The organism is uncultured Amnibacterium sp. (assembly GCF_964244015.1).
Classification (GTDB): Bacteria; Actinomycetota; Actinomycetes; order Actinomycetales; family Microbacteriaceae; genus Amnibacterium.
In genome coordinates, this window is record NZ_CAXTHO010000055.1 from 1 (window position 1) to 17,723 (window position 17,723).

General features: G+C 72.9%; 19 protein-coding genes and 1 pseudogene. 7 read left to right on the forward strand and 13 right to left on the reverse strand.

All coding sequences use genetic code 11. The features are described 5' to 3' along the window. Positions 1-952: 2'-5' RNA ligase family protein (locus ACFE67_RS07990; protein ID WP_375406344.1), on the forward strand; the 952-nt coding region annotated here is incomplete at its 5' end. On the opposite strand, the gene yidC is transcribed toward ACFE67_RS07990, so the two are convergent. From yidC to ACFE67_RS08010, 4 genes are all read right to left on the reverse strand, one after another. Further along, positions 942-1,670, reverse strand: a complete 729-nt coding sequence (gene yidC / locus ACFE67_RS07995) for a membrane protein insertase YidC (RefSeq protein ID WP_375406345.1) — start codon at positions 1,668-1,670, stop codon at positions 942-944. The two genes, ACFE67_RS07990 and yidC, sit on opposite strands and share 11 nt — an antisense overlap. Before the next feature lie 93 nt (positions 1,671-1,763). After that, the gene (locus ACFE67_RS08000) at positions 1,764-2,006 is read right to left on the reverse strand and encodes a DUF6412 domain-containing protein (protein WP_375406346.1); all 243 of its coding nucleotides are present in this window, start codon (positions 2,004-2,006) and stop codon (positions 1,764-1,766) included. Between the two features lie 94 nt (positions 2,007-2,100). Then, positions 2,101-4,200 (reverse strand): DEAD/DEAH box helicase, encoded by a 2,100-nt coding sequence (locus ACFE67_RS08005; protein WP_375406347.1) that lies wholly within the window; start codon positions 4,198-4,200, stop codon positions 2,101-2,103. Positions 4,201-4,391: 191 nt separating this feature from the next. Further along, on the reverse strand, positions 4,392-5,852 hold the full coding sequence (locus ACFE67_RS08010) for an FAD-dependent oxidoreductase (RefSeq protein WP_375406348.1): 1,461 nt from the start codon (positions 5,850-5,852) through the stop codon (positions 4,392-4,394). Positions 5,853-6,005: 153 nt separating this feature from the next. On the opposite strand from ACFE67_RS08010, the pseudogene ACFE67_RS08015 reads away from it, so the two are divergent. The 3 genes and pseudogenes from ACFE67_RS08015 to ACFE67_RS08025 all read left to right on the forward strand — a co-directional run bounded on the left by ACFE67_RS08015 (position 6,006) and on the right by ACFE67_RS08025 (position 8,915). After that, positions 6,006-6,862: pseudogene (locus tag ACFE67_RS08015) on the forward strand (pseudouridine-5'-phosphate glycosidase). Beyond that, positions 6,859-7,728 (forward strand): carbohydrate kinase family protein, encoded by an 870-nt coding sequence (locus ACFE67_RS08020; RefSeq protein WP_375406349.1) that lies wholly within the window; start codon positions 6,859-6,861, stop codon positions 7,726-7,728. The pseudogene ACFE67_RS08015 and the gene ACFE67_RS08020 overlap by 4 nt, the downstream one beginning before the upstream one ends. 191 nt (positions 7,729-7,919) lie before the next feature. Further along, positions 7,920-8,915: a phosphodiesterase gene (locus tag ACFE67_RS08025; RefSeq protein ID WP_375406350.1), complete on the forward strand. Its 996-nt coding sequence runs from the start codon at positions 7,920-7,922 to the stop codon at positions 8,913-8,915. Between the two features lie 88 nt (positions 8,916-9,003). On the opposite strand, the gene ACFE67_RS08030 is transcribed toward ACFE67_RS08025, so the two are convergent. Next, entirely contained in the window at positions 9,004-10,590 is a 1,587-nt protein-coding gene (locus ACFE67_RS08030) for a stealth family protein (protein ID WP_375406351.1), read from the reverse strand. Between the two features lie 174 nt (positions 10,591-10,764). Beyond that, positions 10,765-11,307: a GDSL-type esterase/lipase family protein gene (locus ACFE67_RS08035; RefSeq protein ID WP_375406352.1), complete on the reverse strand. Its 543-nt coding sequence runs from the start codon at positions 11,305-11,307 to the stop codon at positions 10,765-10,767. 60 nt (positions 11,308-11,367) lie between these two features. Here ACFE67_RS08035 and deoC point away from each other — a divergent pair, with 60 nt between their 5' ends. Further along, the gene (gene deoC / locus ACFE67_RS08040) at positions 11,368-12,093 is read left to right on the forward strand and encodes a deoxyribose-phosphate aldolase (RefSeq protein ID WP_375406353.1); all 726 of its coding nucleotides are present in this window, start codon (positions 11,368-11,370) and stop codon (positions 12,091-12,093) included. A gap of 64 nt (positions 12,094-12,157) precedes the next feature. On the opposite strand, the gene ACFE67_RS08045 is transcribed toward deoC, so the two are convergent. The 5 genes from ACFE67_RS08045 to ACFE67_RS08065 all read right to left on the reverse strand — a co-directional run bounded on the left by ACFE67_RS08045 (position 12,158) and on the right by ACFE67_RS08065 (position 15,579). Further along, a complete protein-coding gene (locus ACFE67_RS08045) occupies positions 12,158-13,093 on the reverse strand; it encodes a bifunctional riboflavin kinase/FAD synthetase (RefSeq protein ID WP_375406362.1) in 936 nt (311 codons plus the stop codon). Between the two features lie 2 nt (positions 13,094-13,095). Beyond that, positions 13,096-13,530 carry a hypothetical protein gene (locus tag ACFE67_RS08050; RefSeq protein ID WP_375406354.1) on the reverse strand — a complete coding sequence of 145 codons (435 nt, stop codon included), beginning with the start codon at positions 13,528-13,530 and terminating at the stop codon, positions 13,096-13,098. 41 nt (positions 13,531-13,571) lie between these two features. Continuing rightward, the gene (locus ACFE67_RS08055; RefSeq protein ID WP_375406355.1) at positions 13,572-13,940 is read right to left on the reverse strand and encodes a hypothetical protein; all 369 of its coding nucleotides are present in this window, start codon (positions 13,938-13,940) and stop codon (positions 13,572-13,574) included. Then, positions 13,937-14,803 carry a tRNA pseudouridine(55) synthase TruB gene (gene truB, locus ACFE67_RS08060; RefSeq protein ID WP_375406356.1) on the reverse strand — a complete coding sequence of 289 codons (867 nt, stop codon included), beginning with the start codon at positions 14,801-14,803 and terminating at the stop codon, positions 13,937-13,939. Before truB ends, ACFE67_RS08055 begins: the two co-directional genes overlap by 4 nt. A 185-nt stretch (positions 14,804-14,988) precedes the next feature. Further along, complete coding sequence (locus ACFE67_RS08065) at positions 14,989-15,579, reverse strand: hypothetical protein (protein ID WP_375406357.1); 591 nt, start codon at positions 15,577-15,579, stop codon at positions 14,989-14,991. Between the two features lie 33 nt (positions 15,580-15,612). Here ACFE67_RS08065 and ACFE67_RS08070 point away from each other — a divergent pair, with 33 nt between their 5' ends. Together ACFE67_RS08070 and ACFE67_RS08075 are read left to right on the forward strand one after the other, a co-directional pair. Continuing rightward, positions 15,613-16,011, forward strand: a complete 399-nt coding sequence (locus ACFE67_RS08070; RefSeq protein ID WP_375406358.1) for a GNAT family N-acetyltransferase — start codon at positions 15,613-15,615, stop codon at positions 16,009-16,011. After that, positions 16,008-16,880, forward strand: a complete 873-nt coding sequence (locus ACFE67_RS08075) for an A/G-specific adenine glycosylase (protein ID WP_375406359.1) — start codon at positions 16,008-16,010, stop codon at positions 16,878-16,880. The genes ACFE67_RS08070 and ACFE67_RS08075 overlap by 4 nt, the downstream gene beginning before the upstream one ends. 2 nt (positions 16,881-16,882) lie before the next feature. Here ACFE67_RS08075 and ACFE67_RS08080 read toward each other — a convergent pair whose 3' ends face one another. Continuing rightward, entirely contained in the window at positions 16,883-17,284 is a 402-nt protein-coding gene (locus ACFE67_RS08080) for a DUF6804 family protein (protein ID WP_375406360.1), read from the reverse strand. Further along, the coding region (gene rbfA, locus ACFE67_RS08085; protein WP_375406361.1) for a 30S ribosome-binding factor RbfA at positions 17,281-17,723 on the reverse strand (443 nt) is incomplete at its 5' end. The genes rbfA and ACFE67_RS08080, both read right to left, overlap by 4 nt.

Here is a 17,723-nt window from a genome sequence, read left to right on the forward strand (position 1 = left end):
GTACAGCATCGGGCTGCCGCTCGTGCCGCTCGGTGTCGGGGACGTGGTCGACCGGAGCGCCTGGGTGCCCCACGTGACGCTGATCGGGAACTTCCTGCTGCCGGAGGGCGCAGCGGACACCGCGATCGCGGTGCTGCGCCGGTTCGCCGCCGAGGTCCCCGCGATATCAATCCGCGTCGAGGGCGAGGCCCGGTTCGGTCCGGACGGCTCGGTGCTGGTGGATCTCGTCGAGGCACCGCTGCTCCGCGACCTCCACGGCCGCCTGCTCTCGGCGCTGGAGGCTGCGATCGACGGGCTCGAGATGCTCCTCCCGACGCACACCCGCGAGGGCTACCACCCGCACCGGACGGTGACCGCAGGTGCTCGTCCCGCCCGCGGCGACGTCCTGACGGCCACGGACGTGATCCTCAGCGAGGTCGAGCCCGACGGGTGGCCCGGGTCGGCGGTGGTGCTCGCCGCCTGGCAGCTCGGCACGGGCGCCCCGGACGCGGTGGTCGGCGCCGACCTGGTCGACCGCGTGCTGGGCGCGCTGGCCGGGGTCCCGACGGTCATCGTCGGCGGGTGGGGCGTCGACGCGATCGTCGGTGAGCAGACGCGGCCGCACCACGACCTCGACCTGCTGGTCGAGGACGCCCTCGCCTCCGATGCGGTCGCGCGGCTGGAGGATCTCGGGTTCGCGGTGCGGTTCGTCTGGATCGAGAACGCGTGGACCGGCCGGGCAGGCCGACTCGTGCCCTCCGCGTTCGTCGCGATCGACGCCGCCGGTCACGAGGTCGACGTCCACACCGTGCCGCCGGAGCGGATCCCGGCACTGCGGACGACGGGCGTGATCGGCGGCGCAGCGGTCGCGTGCGCCGGGGTCCGAGCGCAGCTGGACATGCACACCGGATACGAGCTGCCGGAGCGGCAGCGCGGCGACGTCGAGCTGCTCCGCCGGCTGCTCAGAGCCTGACGAGACGCGGCAGCACGAGCTGCTGGCCCAGCGTCCACAGCGCCGAGCACGCCCAGTAGGCCGTCACGCCGATCGGGAACGCCAGCCCGGTCGCCGCGGTGACGAGCGGCAGGAGGAGCAGAAGGCGACCGCCCGGCGCTGCGGGCGCAGCCGCGACGGCGAGGTGCTGCGTGAGGATCTGCGCCCCTGCGCTGGTCACGAGCAGCCCGACGCCGAGCAGCACGGCAGGGAGCCCGCCGCTGAGCGCGGTCACCGCGAGCGGCGCACCGAACGCGACCGCTGCGGCGAAGGAGCCGAGCGAGGCGGCGCCCGTCGAGTGCGCCGCGTGCTCGAGCGCCTGGACCAGCGCGAGGAACAGCGGCAGCTGAATCAGCAGCGGCAGGAGCGCGCCGAGCGGGTGGACGCCGTGCGCGCGGTGGAGCGCGGCGGTCTCCTCCGCGAACGCACGGCGGGATTCGGGATCGGTGCGACCTCGGTAGCGGTCGCGGATCCTGGCCGCCTCGGGTGCGAGCGCGCGCATCCGCAGCCCCGAGCGGAACTGGCGCACGGCTAGCGGGAGGAGCGCGACGCGGACCACGCCGACGAGCAGCGCGACGGCGAGCAGCCAGGTGATCCCGGCGGCGGGATCGAGCCCTGCGTCGGTGAGCAGATGGTGGAGGAGGGACAGCACGGCCTCGACGGCGGTGCGGATCGGGAGGAGCACATCGGGCAGGGACATGGCGGAGGACACCTTCGAGCGAGGTCGACGAGCAGCAGCGTCCTCGAAGGGACGCGGGAGGGGTCCCCGGAGGGACGCAGGAGGCGCGAGCGGTCAGCGCGTCGAGCCGGGTGCCCTCGCCCGTCGGTGCCCCGCAGCGGCGGGATCGCTGACGCGCAGTAGCACGCGCAGCGTCGCGAACCCGGTCGCCGACGGGATCGGCACGACCACGCGCGGTGCGGAGACGGTCCGCAGCACGACGGCGATCGCCAGCACTGCCGCGAGCAACCCGGCGGCGAGCAACGCCTCCGCGCCCACCGCCTCCGGCCGCACGAGCAGCAGCAGGCCGGCGATCATCGGCTCAGCGTATGCCTGCGCAGTCGTGTTCACGGATCAGGGGATCCGGTGGCGCGAAGCGCCCCGGATCCCCTGATCCGTGAACACACGAGGGTCAGAGCTTCAGCGCGTCCTTCAGGAGGGCGATCAGGGCGTCGAGCTGGATCGAGGTCTCCCCCGTGATCTCGGTGTCGTCGCCGTCGAGGGCGCGGGCGGCGAGCGAGGCCTTCGAGTCGACGAGCTCCGCGATCTTCGCGTCGATGGTGTGCGCGGCGATGATGCGCCACGCGGTGACCGGCTCCGACTGCCCGATGCGGTGCGTGCGGTCGATCGCCTGCTGCTGCTCGGCGGCCGTCCAGGACAGCTCGGCGAGCACGACGTTGGAGGCGACCTGCAGGTTGATCCCGACGCCGGCCGCCGACAGCGAACAGACGATCGCCTTCGTCTTCTTGTCGTGCAGGAAGGAGTCGACCGCGCGCTCGCGGGCCGCGGCCGTCTGGTCGCCGCGGATCGAGACCGACTTGATGTCGCGGCGCGCGAACGTCGCCTCCGCCTGGTCCATCACGTCGATGTGCTTCGCGAAGAACACGACCTTGCCGGTCGATCGGGCGAGCTGGGTGGCGTAGTCCGCCGCGAGCGCCGCCTTCGCGGACCCGATCTTGCGGATCATCGTGAAGATGTTCTCGCCGGTCGTCGCGCTGCGCGACTCCTCCAGCTCCTGCTGCGCGATGAGCCGCACGAGCTGCATCTTCTGCTCGAGCGTCTCGGGCTTCCGACCGGCTGCGAGGGAGCGGTAGCGCTGCACGAGCCGCTGCTGCAGCTCCCGCTCCGCCTTCTGGATCGACCGGCCGGCGTCGTCGTCGAGCTCGACGGGCAGGTCGACCACGCGCTTGGCGGGCAGGTCGGCCGCGACGTCGACCTTGCGGCGACGCACGATGCCCATGTCGATCACCGCGTGCCGCGCCTCCGCGAGGAAGCCGGGCTCGGCGGGCGACAGCCCGGTCTCCTCCAGCCGCGCCATCAGCTCGGCGCGCGGCTTCGTGTCGTCGATCCAGCCGAGGAACTGCCAGATCGCCTTGAAGTCCTCGGTGCTGTTGATCACCGGGGTGCCGGTCAGGGCGAGCAGGAGGGGGTCGCTGCGACGCTCCCGCAGGGCGGCGGCGAGCGACAGCACGAGCTTCGACCGCTGCGCCGAGTGGTTCTTGATGAAGTGCGCCTCGTCGACGACCATGCCCTTGAAGCCGAGCGTCTTCAGCCAGCCGGAGTGCCGGTCGAGCACCTCGTAGTTCACGATCACGACGTCGGCGAACGCGTCCAGGTCGGCGCCGTCGCCGTGGATCACGGTGGAGGTGCGGTTCGGGATCCACTTCTGGACCTCACGCGCCCAGTTCATCTTCACGACGTTCGGCACGACCGCCAGCAGCGGGAACGCGTCGGCGACGGAGGCGGCGATCAGGCTCTGCGCCGTCTTGCCGAGGCCGGGCTCGTCCGCGAGGAGGAAGGTGCGGTGCCCGCGCGCGACGGCCTCGATGAACTCGGCCTGGTGATGCATCAGCTCGGTGCCGGCCGGCGCCCACCGCGGCTTCGCCGGCGCCTCCGGCAGCTCCATGTTCGTGACGCCGCCGCCGGCCTCGAACGCCTTGAACAGCGGCCCGAGCAGCTCCCAGTTCGCGAGGCGACGGGTCAGGTGCGGGGCCCGGCCGAGCGCGAAGTCCGGCGGCAGGAACGGGTTCGCGAGCACGCGGGCCCGGACGGAGACAGGGGTCACCTGGCGCTCGGCGAAGGGGTCGGAGACCGCGGGCGCCGACGGCGTCTCCTCGGCGGGCACCTCGTAACCCGCCTCCTGCAGCATGCGTCGGCGCAGCGACCGTGCCGCGTCGGACTGCCCGTGGCCCGGTTCCAGCAGCGTGATCAGGGAGGTGTCGCGTGCTGCGGTCTTCGCGAGGATCGTGGCCACGCCGTCGAGCCGCTTCAGCGTCTCCGCCCGCACGTCCTCCGCCATCTCCGGGTCCGTCTTCGCCCGTGCGCGCTCCTCGCGGACGAGCAGCGCGATCACCTGGAACTTCGTCCGGCCGGAGGGACCGACGGGACCGCGCGACGCGGCGGTCTCGACCTCCCGCACCGCCCGCGCCAGCACGGGGATGAGTCCGGTGTTGTCGAAGGCGCCCTTGCGAGGCGAGCGCGACCGGGTGGGGGTCGCCGTGGATCGATCCAAGTGGGTCTCCAGAACTGGGCCGTCCGCGCGGTGTGAGAGCCGCGGCGTCGCCGCGGACGCGGAACGAGAATGGAACGGGTGGTGCTGCGGCGAGGATTCTCGCCGCGGGCAGGGCTTCCGCGACGGGAGGGACGAGCGTCGTCCGACCGGCCATGAGCCGCTGCGTGACCAGGAGTCTACCCCGACAGCGGTCAGTGCCCCGCCGACTCCTCCGGCGCGGCGGGGGCCGTCGCCGGGCGCAGGGGGCCGCGCGCGCCGCCCTCCAGCACGCTGCCGTCCACATCGAACCGGCTGCCGCACACGGGGCAGTCCCAGCTCGACTCCAGGTCGTTCCAGACGACGACGCCGCCCGCCCGCGTGCAGGAGGCGGACACGCTCCGGATCACGTCGCCGGTGCGGCTCGTCGCGACGGGTCCGGCGTCGGTGCGGTGCACGACGCCCTGCCCCTCGCGGAGCAGCGTCAGATCGGCCGGCGCCAGGCGCCGCATCCCCGTCACGCGAGCCGACGCGGCGCGGACGTCGGCGACGAGACCGATGCCCTGACTCTTCGCCCGGGTCACCCTCCTGCCGATCGTGGTCGCCCAGTCCGGACGCGGCAGGGACAGCAGGTCCCGGCTGATCCTGATGCCGGCCGCGGCGCCCTGCGTGAGCCCCCACCCGTCGAAGCCCGACGCGAACGACACGGCGCCGCCGCCGCGCGGCAGCAGCCCCACGAAACCGATCGGGTTGAACGGGCGGTAGTCCTGACCGCTCCACGCGTCGGTGCGCACGAAGTCCGGCACGAAGCGCCGCAGCGTCTCCTCGACCAGGTCCGCACGCCGCGCCTCCGACCCGCCGACGCCGACGGGATGCGCCTGGCCGACGGCGTCGACGTGGCCGTCGGGGCTCATCGCGACGGTCGTGCTGCCGTCCGCGCCGAGCGCCGTCAGGATCGGGAGGGCATCCGAGCCGGAGGTGCCGCCGACGGCGACCATCCGGTACGCGGCCGTCTTCAGCACGTAGAGCCCGCGGTCGAGGATCGGGGTGCCCGTCGCCAGCACGACGTGACGGCCCTCGTACTCCGACGTCCCCGTCTCGACGACGTTCGTGCCTCCGGCGTGCACCCGGATGTCGAGCACGCGCTCGCGCTCCACGATGCGCACGCCCGCCTCGTGGGCGGCGATCGCGAGGGCGCTGAGCAGCCGATCGGACTCGACCCGGATCTGGTCCCTGAGGCGCAGCGCACCGAAGTGCTCGAACGGCAGCGCGTCCGCACGCTGCAGCTTCTCGAGCCGCAGCCCAGCCCGGTGCGCCGCGAGGTGCTCGTCGTCGATCCGGGTCGCACCGTCCGGCCGGGAGGCGACGAGGTAGGCGTCCCGCCGCTCGTGCGGCGTGCCCGCCTCCTCCAGCAGCCCGGCCAGCAGCGCGAAGCCGTCGGCGTTCATCGCCCGGTAGGCGGCCGCGTTCTTGCGCGCGGTCTCACCGCTCATCCGCCGGTAGGCGGTGCCGTGCAGCTGGCTGATCACCCCCACCGAGCGGCCGGAGGAGCCGCCTCCGACCGGCTCCGCGGTCACCACCACGACCCGGTGCCCTCCGCGTGCGAGCAGCAGGGCGGTGGTGAGCCCGACGACGCCGGCACCCACCACCACGTCGTCGACCACGTCCGAGGGCATGGGCGAACGGTAGCCGGAGCGCCTCCGCGCGGGATGAGCCCCCGGTCGGAGCCGGTCGCGATCCGGCGCGTCTCCTAGGCTTCCCGGGTGCCGAACCCGCCGTTCCTGCTGTCCGACGAGGTCGCCGAGGCGCTCGCGACCGGCGCCCCGGTCGTGGCGCTGGAGTCCACGATCATCAGCCACGGGCTGCCTCGACCGAGGAACCTCGCGGCGGCACGCGGATTCGAGGCGCTGCTCCGCGACGCGGGTGTCGTGCCCGCCACGATCGCGGTGCTCGACGGGGTGCCGCACGTGGGGCTCGACGACGGCGGCGTGCAGCGCATCGCGAACGAGGCGATGGCGAAGGCGAGCATCCGCGACCTCCCCATCCTGGCGGCCCGGGGCGCGAGCGCCGCGACTACCGTGGCCGCGACCACGCATCTCGCCGCGCTCGCCGGCGTGCGGGTCTTCGCGACCGGTGGTCTCGGGGGCGTGCACCGGGGCGCGACCACCACGTTCGACGAGTCGGCCGACCTGACCGCGCTCGCGGAGACCCCGTCGCCGTGGTCACGGCCGGGGTGAAGAGCGTGCTCGACATCGGGGCGACCCTCGAGCGCCTCGAGACGCTCTCCGTCCCCGTCGTCGGCTTCGGCACGACCGCGTTCCCGAGCTTCTGGCTCGCCGCCTCCCCCTTCGACCTCGACTGGCGGGTGGAGACCGCGGAGGAGGTCGCCGCGATCCTGCACGCGCAGGACGCCGCTCCCGACGACCGTCGCCCCCGACCCGGCCTCGTGGTGGCCAACCCGGTCCCCGCCGCCGAGCAGTGGAACCCGGCCGAGCACGACCGCGTGCTCGCGGAGGCCTTCGCGGCCGCCGACGCCGCGAAGGTGCGAGGCAAGGCCGTGACCCCGTTCCTGCTGTCGTTCATCGTCGGCGCGTCGGCCGGGGTCTCGCTCGAGGTCAACCTGAAGCTCGCGCAGAACAACGTGCGGGTCGCGGGAGCGATCGCGACCGCCTACGCGGCGCGGTGATCCGGGTCCTCGCGGTCGGGGACGTGATCGACGACGTCGTCGTCCGGCCCGCCGGCCCGATCGCGCCGGACACCGACACCCCGAGCGCCATCGAGCGCACCGCCGGAGGCTCCGCCGCGAACACGGCGTGCTGGCTCGCCTCCCTCGGCACCGCCGTCGGGCTCGTCGCCACCGTCGGCAGGGACGACCTCGAGCGGCACGCCGCGCTGCTGACGGAGAAGGGCGTGACGCCGCACCTGACGGCGGTGGCCCGATCGACGGGCACCATCGTGGTGCTGTCGCAGGGCGAGTCCCGCGCGATGCTGACCGACCGGGGCGCGAACGCCGAGACCGTCCCGGAGGACGTGGGCGACGACCTGCTCGCCGGTACCGCCGTGCTGCACGTCACCGGGCACGTGTTCGGGGGCGAGGACCGGGACCTCCGCTGGCGGGAGCTGTTCGCCCGCGCGCGGCGGGCGGGCGTCACGACCTCGGTCGCCCCGGGCTCCGCCGCGCTGCTCGGCGAGCTCGGCGGCGGGCGGTTCCTCCGGGTCGTCGACGGGGTCGATCTGCTCATCGCGAGTGTGCAGGAGGCGGCACTGCTGACGGGCGAGACGGATCCGGAGGCCGCGGCCCGGAGACTCGGAGCCGCGCACACGCTCGTTGTGGTCACCCTCGGCGCCGGCGGCTCCCTCCTGCTGCGGGACGGGGTGCTCGTGCGGATCGCGGCCGTGCCCACCGACGTCGTCGACGTGACCGGAGCCGGCGACGCCTTCGCGGCCGGGCTGCTCGCCGCGCTGCTCGACGGCGCGACGGACGCGGAAGCCGGCGCCCGCGCCGCCGCCCTCGCCGCACAGGCCGTCTCGAGGGTCGGCGCCCGCCCCTGACCCCTTCGCGGATCCGGATCCCCCCGCGGACCGTCGGAATGGCCGACCCGCCCCACGGGTCGCGCACCTCCGGGTTCACTGCGACGACGATGGCCATTCACCCGTCATCCATTCGGGGGGACGCGGGACGTCCCACCCGGCGAGTAATTTGTGCCGCCACGCACGAATGCCCGAGAGAAAGAGTTTCGACCGTGTCCAGCCGAGGCGCAGAAGGTTCGCATACCGCCAGGACGGCGGAGCACGCCCGTCCCGACCACTTCCTGCTGCACCTGAGCGACACGCACCTGCTCATCCCGGGCGGCAAGCTCTACGACGCGATCGCGCCCGAGCAGAGCCTGCAGCGGATCTTCGCGGACCTCGAGGCCTCCGGCACCCGTCCCGAGGCGATCGTCTTCACCGGCGACCTCGCCGACCACGGCGACCCGGAGGCGTACCGCCTCCTGCGTTCCATCGTCGAACCGGCCGCCGAGCGGCTCGGCGCCCAGGTCATCTGGTGCATGGGCAACCACGACGACCGCGCCACGTTCCGCCGCGAGCTGTTCGGCCAGGCGCACAACCGCCGCCCCGTCGACCGCGTCTACGACGTGAACGGCCTCCGCATCATCACGATGGACACCTCCGTACCCGGCCACCACCACGGCGAGCTCTCCGGCGCCCAGCTCGACTGGCTCGCGGAGGAGCTCGCCTCCCCCGCACCTCACGGCACGATCCTCGCGCTGCACCACCCGCCGCTGCCCTGCATCCAGGACCTCGCGGTGATGGTGGAGCTGCGCGACCAGGCCGGCCTCCGCGAGGTCGTCGAGGGCACCGACGTCCGCTCGATCATCGCCGGGCACGTGCACTTCTCGACCAGCGGCACGTTCGCCGGCATCCCCGTCTCCGTCGCGTCGGCGACCTGCTACACGCAGGACCTCACCGGCGAGGCCCGCGGCACCCGCCCGCAGAACGGCAACCAGTCGTACAACCTCGTGCACGTCTACGACGACATGGTGCTGCACTCGGTCGTCCCGGTCTCGGCCGGCATCACCATGTCGACCACGTCGGCGGCGGCGAGCGCCGAGATCCTCGCCGCGGAGGGCGTGACCATCGCGGCCGCCGTCAACAAGCACCTGCCGTCGCGCGTCTACGACCGCGTCGACGAGGAGCTCGAGGCCCTCACCTCGCCGATCTCGATCATCCGGCCGTGACCCGCGCCTCTCGCTGACCTCGCACCTCGATCAGCGGGGCGGGGCGGGGTGCGTGGCGGCGCGGCACCTCGATCAGCGGGTCGGGGTTTCAGCCCGCTTGCATCGTCGTCTCGTGCGCGTCGTCCGCGCGCTCCCAGGGGGCCGCGAGGGGGAAGTAGTTCTGCAGGAAGTCGGTCACCTTCACCGCGCGCACATCGGGCGCGACCTCGGGGAAGCTGCCGTCGTTCAGGCAGAAGAAGTCGAAGTCGCGACGCCGGCCGAGCCGCCTCAGCAGACCGAGTCCCTTGTGCGTCGTCGTGTCGACGTAGAGCACGTTCGAGTCGGTGTTCTGCACGGCCCGCCCGGTGAGCAGCGCGTAGTAGTGGTACAGGCTGTTCGTGACGGAGATGTTGTCCTTCGAGCGGAACGGGCTGGACGAGGTCGCGACGAAGTCGGCCTCGAAGACCCCCTCCATCTCCTCGATCACGGTCCTGGTCAGGGGCGCCGCCGCATGCTCGAGGTGCCGGGTGATGACGCGGCCGAAGCGCTCCCGCAGCAGCGCCCGGTTCACCCGCGCCGCGTTCTCGAAGCCGCTCCGCGCCGGGTCGTTGTCGCCGAGGCCGATGCGGGTGTCCGCCTCGATGAACCGGCTGATCCCGCCGGGCGAGAAGAACACCTCCGGGCGCAGGGGGCGGCCGATGAACATGTCGTCGTTCGAGTAGATGAAGTGGTCGGAGAGGCCCTCGATGCGGTGCAGCTGGCTCTCGACCGCCTGCGAGTTGTGGGTCGGCAGCACCGAGGGGTCGCGGAAGAACTCCTCGCTGCGCACGATGCGCACCCTCGGGTGCTCGATCAGCCAGGAGGGCGCCTTCGAGTCCGTCGCGATGAAGATGTTCCTGACCCACGGCATGAACGCGTTCACCGACCGGAGCGCGTACCGCAGCTCGTCGATCTGCCGGTAGCGCGCCTCGGAGTCGTCGCCCTCACCGACGACGTAGGACGCCATCCGCCGCGCACGAGCGCGCTGCCACTCCTTGTCCGTGCCGTCGACCCACGAGAACACCATGTCGATCGGGAAGGTGACGTCGGACACGAGGTCCGTGAACATGTCCCGGATCGTCGACCAGGTACGCCCGTAGCGCTCGGTCGTGTCGGGATGCATCTCCGCGGTGATGAACCGCCTGCGGGTGAGCGCGTTCGCCGCGGGGACCCGCACCTCCGCGCCCTGCCGCACCCAGAACTCGACGCGGACGCCGTCGGCGGGCTCGGCGTGCAGCACGCCGGCACCGTCCGCGCGAGGCCGGTACAGGGACAGGAGGCGGTCGGTGCGCGCCGGTGCGACGTCGCCGTCGGCGATCAGCACCGACTCGTCGCGCGAATGCAGGTTCCGCTTCAGCGCGACGGACAGGAACGGCTCGTCGACGCAGGCGGCGACGAGCGCACGCGTCACGCCGAGGCGATCCGACTCGTCGAGGGCGAGGATCGGCCGGTGCGCGTCGTCGCGGATCAGCAGGTACTCGATGTCCGCGGCGTCGAGCGCGTCGGCGAGGAACAGCAGGTCGGCGATCCGCGCCTCGGAGGAGGTCTCACCGCGCCCGGAGAGGGCGAGCACGCCGTCGATCTCGACGACGTCGGAGCGGGAGCGGATCCGCGAGGCCGGGCTCTGGAGGGGACGGAGCTTCGAGCGCACGGGCATGACCTGCGTCCCCTTCAACGGTGGTGGAGCTTCGCTGACGGTCCTCCTGCCGCGGTGCCGGGATCGGCACGGGTGCGGCGTCGTCGCGGCGCCCCGGGCGGGACGCTCCTGCGCCTGATGCTATCGGGCACGTCCGCCCGGCGAACGCCTGGTCGGCTGCGAGATCGCAGGCGCTCAGCCGAGCTGTGCGCGCAGCTCCTCGACCCAGGCCGCGTAGCCGGCGTCGGTGAGGTGGAGGCGGTCGGTGGTGAAGTCGGCGCGCAGCTCGCCGTCCTCCTCCGCGAACACGGGCCACAGGTCGAGGAACTCGGCTTTGACCGTCGGGGCGAACTGGCGCACGTGGATGTTGACCTCGCGGATCCAGTCCGCGCGCTCCCGCTCGCGGGGCAGCACCGAGCAGACGATCAGGCGCGCATCCGGCAGCTCGTGGCGGAGGTGGAACAGGATGTCCTCGAGGCCGCGGACGACCTGCTCGACCGTCGCCCTCCTGGACTCGTTCGTGCCGGCCATGACGACGACCGTGGCGGGGTGGCCCGCGACCACGCCGTCGAGCCGCGCGGCGACGTCGGCGGTCGTGTCGCCGGAGACCCCGGCGTTCAGGACCTCGATCTCGGGGAACGCCTCCTCCCACGGACCGGCCTCCGTGAGGCTGTCGCCGAGCAGGAGAAGCGGCCCGGGACGGGCCGACTCGGGCTTGGGGGCTTCTGTGTCGCTCACCCGGTCAGGGTAAGGCGCCGTCCTGGGGAGGCCAAACCTCGCCGCGTACGCTCGACCCCCGTGCCGCAGCAGCAGAACCCGACCGTCGAATCCATCGCCGCCCTGATCGACCACGCGATCCTGAAGCCCGAGCTGACGGATGCGGAGGTCGCTGCCGACCTCGACGTGGCCGCGCGGTGGGGCGTCTTCAGCGTCTGCGTGCGGCCGTCGGACATCCTCCGGTCGGTCGCCCGGCTCGCCGGGACCCCCGTGAAGACCGGCACGGTGCTCGGCTTCCCGCACGGATCCACGTCCACCGCCGCCAAGACGGCGGAGGCGCGGCAGGCGCTCGACGACGGGGCCGCGGAACTCGACATGGTGCTGCACATCGGCCGGCTGCGCAGCGGCGACCTGCAGGCGGTCACCGACGACATCGCGGCCGTGGTCGCGGTCGCGGAGGGCCGCGTCGTCAAGGTCATCCTCGAGACGGCGTTCCTGACCGACGAGCAGGTCGTCGGCGCATCGAAGGCGGCGGAGGCGGCCGGGGCGTCGTTCGTGAAGACCTCGACGGGGTTCGCGGGCGGCGGCGCGACGCTGCACCACCTGCAGCTGATGCGCGGAGCCGTCTCGCCCGCGGTGCGGATCAAGGCCTCCGGAGGCGTCCGCGGCCTCGACACCCTGCTCGAGATGCAGGCCGTCGGCGTCGACCGCTTCGGCACCAGCGCGACGGAGACGATCCTCACCGACGTGCAGCGCCTCGTCGCGACAGGCGCCGCCTCGGGCAGCACGGACAGCTCCTCCTACTGACGATCTCTTCGTCGTTCAGGAAAAACGGCAGGCGGAGCCGCCGTTCTTCCTGAACGACGAAGAATCAGCCGGTCAGGGCTCGGACGTGCTCCACGTCGAGGGTCATCTGGGCGATGAGCGGGTCGATACCCGTGTAGGCGACCTGGCCGCGGATGCGATGCGTGAACTCGATGTCGACGAGGTGCCCGTAGAGGTCGAGCGTCTCGTCGAGCACGTACGCCTCCACCTGCTTGGGCGGCACGCCGTCGAAGGTCGGGTTGCTGCCGACGGAGATCGCCGCGGGGTAGGTGACGGGCGGGTCGAACGAGCGGTCGACCAGGCGCCCCGCGTACACGCCGTCGGCGGGGATCATCCCGTCGGACTGCTGATCGAGGTTCGCGGTCGGGAAGCCGAGCTCCCGCCCGCGGTGCGCACCGTGCACGACCTCGCCGCGGACGGCGGGCGGGCGGCCGAGCAGCTCCGCCGCCTCCTCGATCGCGCCGGCGCCGAGCAGCTCGCGGATCCACGTCGACGAGACGCGGCGCGACTCCTTCAGCACCTGCTGCTGCACCTGCACCGCGAACCCGCGCTCACGCCCCATCCGCTCGAGCAGCGGGACGTCGCCGCGGCCGTAGCGACCGAACCGGAAGTCGTCGCCGACGAGCAGGCTGCGCATCCCGAGCGGGCCGAGCAGCACCTGGTCGACGAACGCCTCGGCCTCCAGCGACGCGAGCGCCTCGTCGAACCGCAGCACCACGGTCGCACCGACGCCGACGGATTCGAGCAGCTCGAGCTTCTGCTCCAGACCGACGAGCGGCGCCGGGCTCCTGTCCGGCCGCAGCAGCTGCAGCGGATTGCGGTCGAATGTCACCACCACGGGTTCGAGGTCGTCGCCCGCGAGCGTCAGCAGGTCCTCGATCACGACGCGGTGCCCGGTGTGCAGGCCGTCGAACTTGCCGATGGTCACCGCGGACGGTCCGAATCCGTGCGGGACCGATCCGAGACCGGCGAAGGTCTGCACGCTCACGCCTCCTGAGCGAACACGGCCCGCTGGCTGCGGAGGAACAGCAGGCCCAGGATCGGCAGCGCGAGCGGGATCAGCAGGTACTCGAGCCCGTAGTAGGCCCAGACGGTGCCGCGGTCGCCCGAGAAGGGGAACAGCGAGAAGTCGATCACGGAGAGGGTGCCGACGAGGAGCACGCCGACGAGCTCGATCGTGATCGCGACCTGCGCGACGCGGAACGCCGGCCGCCCCGGGGTCAGCAGGGCGATCGTGGCGATCAGGTAGACGACCCCGGAGAACAGCGACAGGACGTACGCCACGGGCGCGACCTGGAAGTGCGCGACGATCTCGAAGACGCTCCGCGCGAGCGCCGCGATCGTCATGATGAAGTAGAAGACGATCAGGGTGCGGCCCGCTCCGCTGGTCTTCGGCCGGGCGGAGGTGATATCGGTCATCGCCGCACGATTCTCCCACGCGCCTGCGACGCGCTCGGCGCTCAGGCGCCCTGCACGGTCCAGATGATCTGCATCCGGACGAACATCACCGCGACCGCGAAGCAGGCGATGCCGACGACGACGACCGACCAGCGGGTGCGCTCGGTGAGGGCCCAGAAGATCGCGGCCGGCGGGATGACGAGCGCGGAGATCAGGTAGGCCCAGAACTCGACCGGGTTGCCGGTGGGCCGGTTGCCGGCGAACGGCGCGGCGATCGCGATCACCAGCTGCGCGAGCAGCAGCACCTCGACCAGGGCGGCGCCGGCGAGGGTGAGGTCCGAGGGCTTCCGGCCGAGGAGACCGAGCACGATCGCGAGCACGGCGGCCGCTCCGGCGATCACCACGGCGACGTTCGTGAACGCCCCGATCACGCGCCGACCTGCTCGGTCGGGAGGTTCATCAGGACCCGCGTGCGCCCCGCCGCCACCTCGACGAGGCCGACCAGCGTGCCGTCGGCGGCGAGCGCCGCGACGACCGGTGCGTCGGCGAGGTCCACGGGCAGCCGCTTGCCCTGCTGCAGCGCGATCCGCGCCTCCTCGTCCAGTCGCAGCACCGGGAACAGCGTCGCCGCGATCGATGCGGGGCTGCGCAGGTCGAGTGGCGGGGCGAGCGGCGCCGCGTCCGCGACGTCGAACGGGCCGACCCGGGTGCGGCGCAGCGCGGCGAGGTGCCCGCCGACCGCGAGCGCCGCGCCGAGATCTCGTGCGAGCGCTCGGATGTAGGTGCCGGAGGTGCAGTCGACGACGACATCGAGCTCGCGGGCCCGGACCTCGACGACCTCGAACCGGCGGACGGTCACGCGCCGGGACGGCAGGTCGACCGTCTCCCCCGCCCGCACCAGCTCGTGGGCGCGCCGGCCGTCGACGTGCACCGCGCTGACCGACGACGGGATCTGGTCGATCTGCCCCGTCAGTGCGGCGACCTCCTCCGGGATCCGCGCGCGGACCTCGGCCGTCACGGGCGCGGGGTCGCCGAGCGGCGTCCCCTCCGCGTCGTCGGTGGTCGTGGCGGAGCCGAGGCGGATCGTCGCCTCATAGGTCTTGTCGAGCCCGACGAGGTAGGTGAGCAGCCGCGTCGCGCCGTCGATCCCGAGGATCATCAATCCGCTCGCCGCGGGGTCGAGCGTGCCCGCGTGGCCGACGCGACGGGTGCCCGCGAGCCGGCGCGCGCGCTGCACGAGGTCGTGCGAGGTCGGGCCGACCGGCTTGTCCAGGAGGAGCAGGCCGGCCGTCACGCCTCCATCGTCCCATCCGGGGCCGCCTGCCCCTGCTCCCGTACGGATCGGAATCGTCGTGCCGACGCCGGTCAACGGCCGCATCGTCGGCCGGGTGCACGGGGTGGCGGCGGACGGCCGCCTCGGCTGATTCCGTTTTGAAGGAACTTCAGGCCCTTCGGCCGAGAAGTTCCTTCAAAACGGAATCAGCAGGCGTCTTCGAACATTCGCCTCGGGTGGTTGGCGTCCGTCAGGTCGAACGTGGAGTTCGCGAGCTTGCGGGCGTCGAGGCGGCGGAACGCGAGGTCGACCAGCGCCGTCCAGGGCGCGCGATCGACGCCGGGCAGGCGCTCGGCGTCGCGCTCGCGCTCCTGCTCCCTCGACAGCTGCAGCCAGGCGCTCGTGTGCCAGATCCCCGCGAGGTCGCCGAAGTGGAGGAACGGGCCGGACACCACGAGCACCGCACGCTCCCCCGGCGCCTCCGCGAGCTCGCCCTTCCGATACGGACTCAGCACGCGCGCTCGAAATGCGGCCTCGTCGTAGAACCGCTCGGGCGCCGTGGACCGCGGGTGAGCGGCGAACGCGCCCATCGCCACGGCGGAGGACTCGACGCCCAGTGCGGTGATCGCGGCCGCGAGGTCGGTGGCGAACGCCTCCCGTCCGGTCGGGGTCGTCCCCTCCGCGGGATCCTCGATGCCGTCGAGGCCAACCAGCACGCGGCCTCCGGGATGCACCTCGAGCACCTCGCGGGCGTACTCGGCGATCACGTCCGCGCGGGCGGGCTCCCATCTGGCCATGGTCGCGACGGTAGCCGCCTACGCTCGACGCCGATGTCGGAGACGCGGATCCAGCAGGCGCGGGAGGCCGACGTGCCCGCGATCGAGCGGCTCGTCGACCGGACCACTCCGCTCGCGCCTCGGCTCGACTGGACGACCGTGATCTCGGCCCTCGGCGCATTCGTCGCGATCCAGGACGACCGGATCGCGGGCGCGATGGTGCTCTGGCCGCACCCGGACCACATCCGGATGGAGGTCCTCACGGTCGACCTGGCCGTCCGAGGAGCCGGGGTCGGCCGGGCGCTGCTCGATCACGCGGAGCTGCTCGCCATCGCGAGCGGGACGAACTCGGTCCGCCTCACCTCCGGATCGGTCACCCCCGGTGTGCTGGCCTTCGCCGCCCGGCACGGCTTCGCCGACCGCGACGGGGTGCTCGAGAAGCGGCTGGCGTGACGCCGCTCGACGCCGCGCTCGTCACCGACTGGTTCGCCGAGCACGCCAGGGACCTGCCGTGGCGCCGGCCCGGGTTCAGCGCCTGGGGCACCCTGGTCTCCGAGTTCATGCTGCAGCAGACCCAGGTCGCCAGGGTCGTGCCGATCCTCGAGGAGTGGCTGGTCCGCTGGCCGTCCCCCGCCGACCTCGCGGCCGCGCCACCCTCCGAGGTCCTGCGCGCGTGGGGCCGGCTCGGCTACCCGCGGCGCGCGCTCGCGCTGCACGCCTGCGCCACGGCGATCGCCGAGCGGCACGGGAACCTCGTGCCGGACGACGTCGACGCGCTGCTGGCGCTGCCCGGCATCGGCGACTACACGGCCCGCGCGATCGCCGTCTTCGCGCACGGCCACCGGCACCCCGTGGTCGACACGAACGTGCGCCGGGTGATCGCCCGCGCGGTGCAGGGCGTCGCGGAGGCGGGCGCACCGAACGCCAGGCGGGATCTGCCGGCGATGGAGGCGCTGCTACCGCACGACCTCGCCGCGCAGCGCGCGTTCAACGCCGGGCTGATGGAGATCGGTGCGATCGTCTGCACCGCCCGCTCGCCACGGTGCGACGAGTGCCCGCTCGTCGCCGTCTGCGCGTGGCGGTCGGCCGGTTCCCCCGCCTCCGACGGCCCTCCGGTCCGCAAGCAGGCACGCTTCGAGGGCTCCGACCGGCAGCTGCGCGGCCGCGTGATGGCCGAGCTGCGGGCGAGCGACGTGCCGGTGACAGAGGAGGAGCTGGCGCAGGTGATCCCGGAGGCGGAGACCCGCGCACGGATCCTCCGCGGTCTGGTGGCGGACGGCCTGGCCGCCGCGTCGTCGGAGGGCTGGACCCTCCCCGGCTGAGGTCAGGACTTCGGAGGCGCCTGCACCGACACGCTCTGGCGGGCGAATGCGCCCGTGACCAGCAGCGCGGCCGCGCCGACCACGTGACCGAGCCGGAACGGCTGGCCGGCGAATGCGAACGGGAGCACCGGGTTCCACAGAACCGCGACGACGAGCGGGACGGGCAGCCACGCCCACTGCCGCGCCTGCCAGACGAAGACCGCGGTGATCACGGCGAGGATCGCGACGCCGAAGCGGATGAAGAGGTACCCGTCCTGACCGACGAGCAGCAGCCCGCCGAGGAGCACGATCATGCCGACGGTGGCGGGGGCGAGCGCACGACGCTGCTTCCGGGACCCGTATCGGTTCTCGAGGGTGGGCGGCGTGCGGGCGGCGTTTCGGCGCTGCGCCCGGTTGCCGCTCACCCGCCCTGTCCTGAGCCCGTCGAAGGGTCCTCGGCCTCGCGCGGCTTCACGTACGGGTCGGGGTCGCCCGCGTACTGCGCGCCCTCGGCGAGCGCCCTGGTGGCGCTGTCGTGCTCCCGCGCCGTGGCGAGCAGACCCGCGACCACCGCGGCGTTCTCGGGGATCGCGTCGGGGATGAACTCGAGCGACGGGGTGAGGCGGGCGTGGATGTTCCTGCCCACCTCCGTGCGCAGCAGCCCGGTCGCCGACTTCAGAGCGGCCGCGGAGTCCTCGCGCTCCTGCTCGGTGCCGTAGACGGTGAAGAACACACTCGCGTGCTGCAGGTCCCCGGTCATCCGGACATCGGTGATCGTCACGAAGCCGAGACGCGGATCCCGGAGGCCCTTCTCGAGGCGCTTCGCGATGATCTCCTTGATGAGGTCGCCGAGCTTCGCCGCCC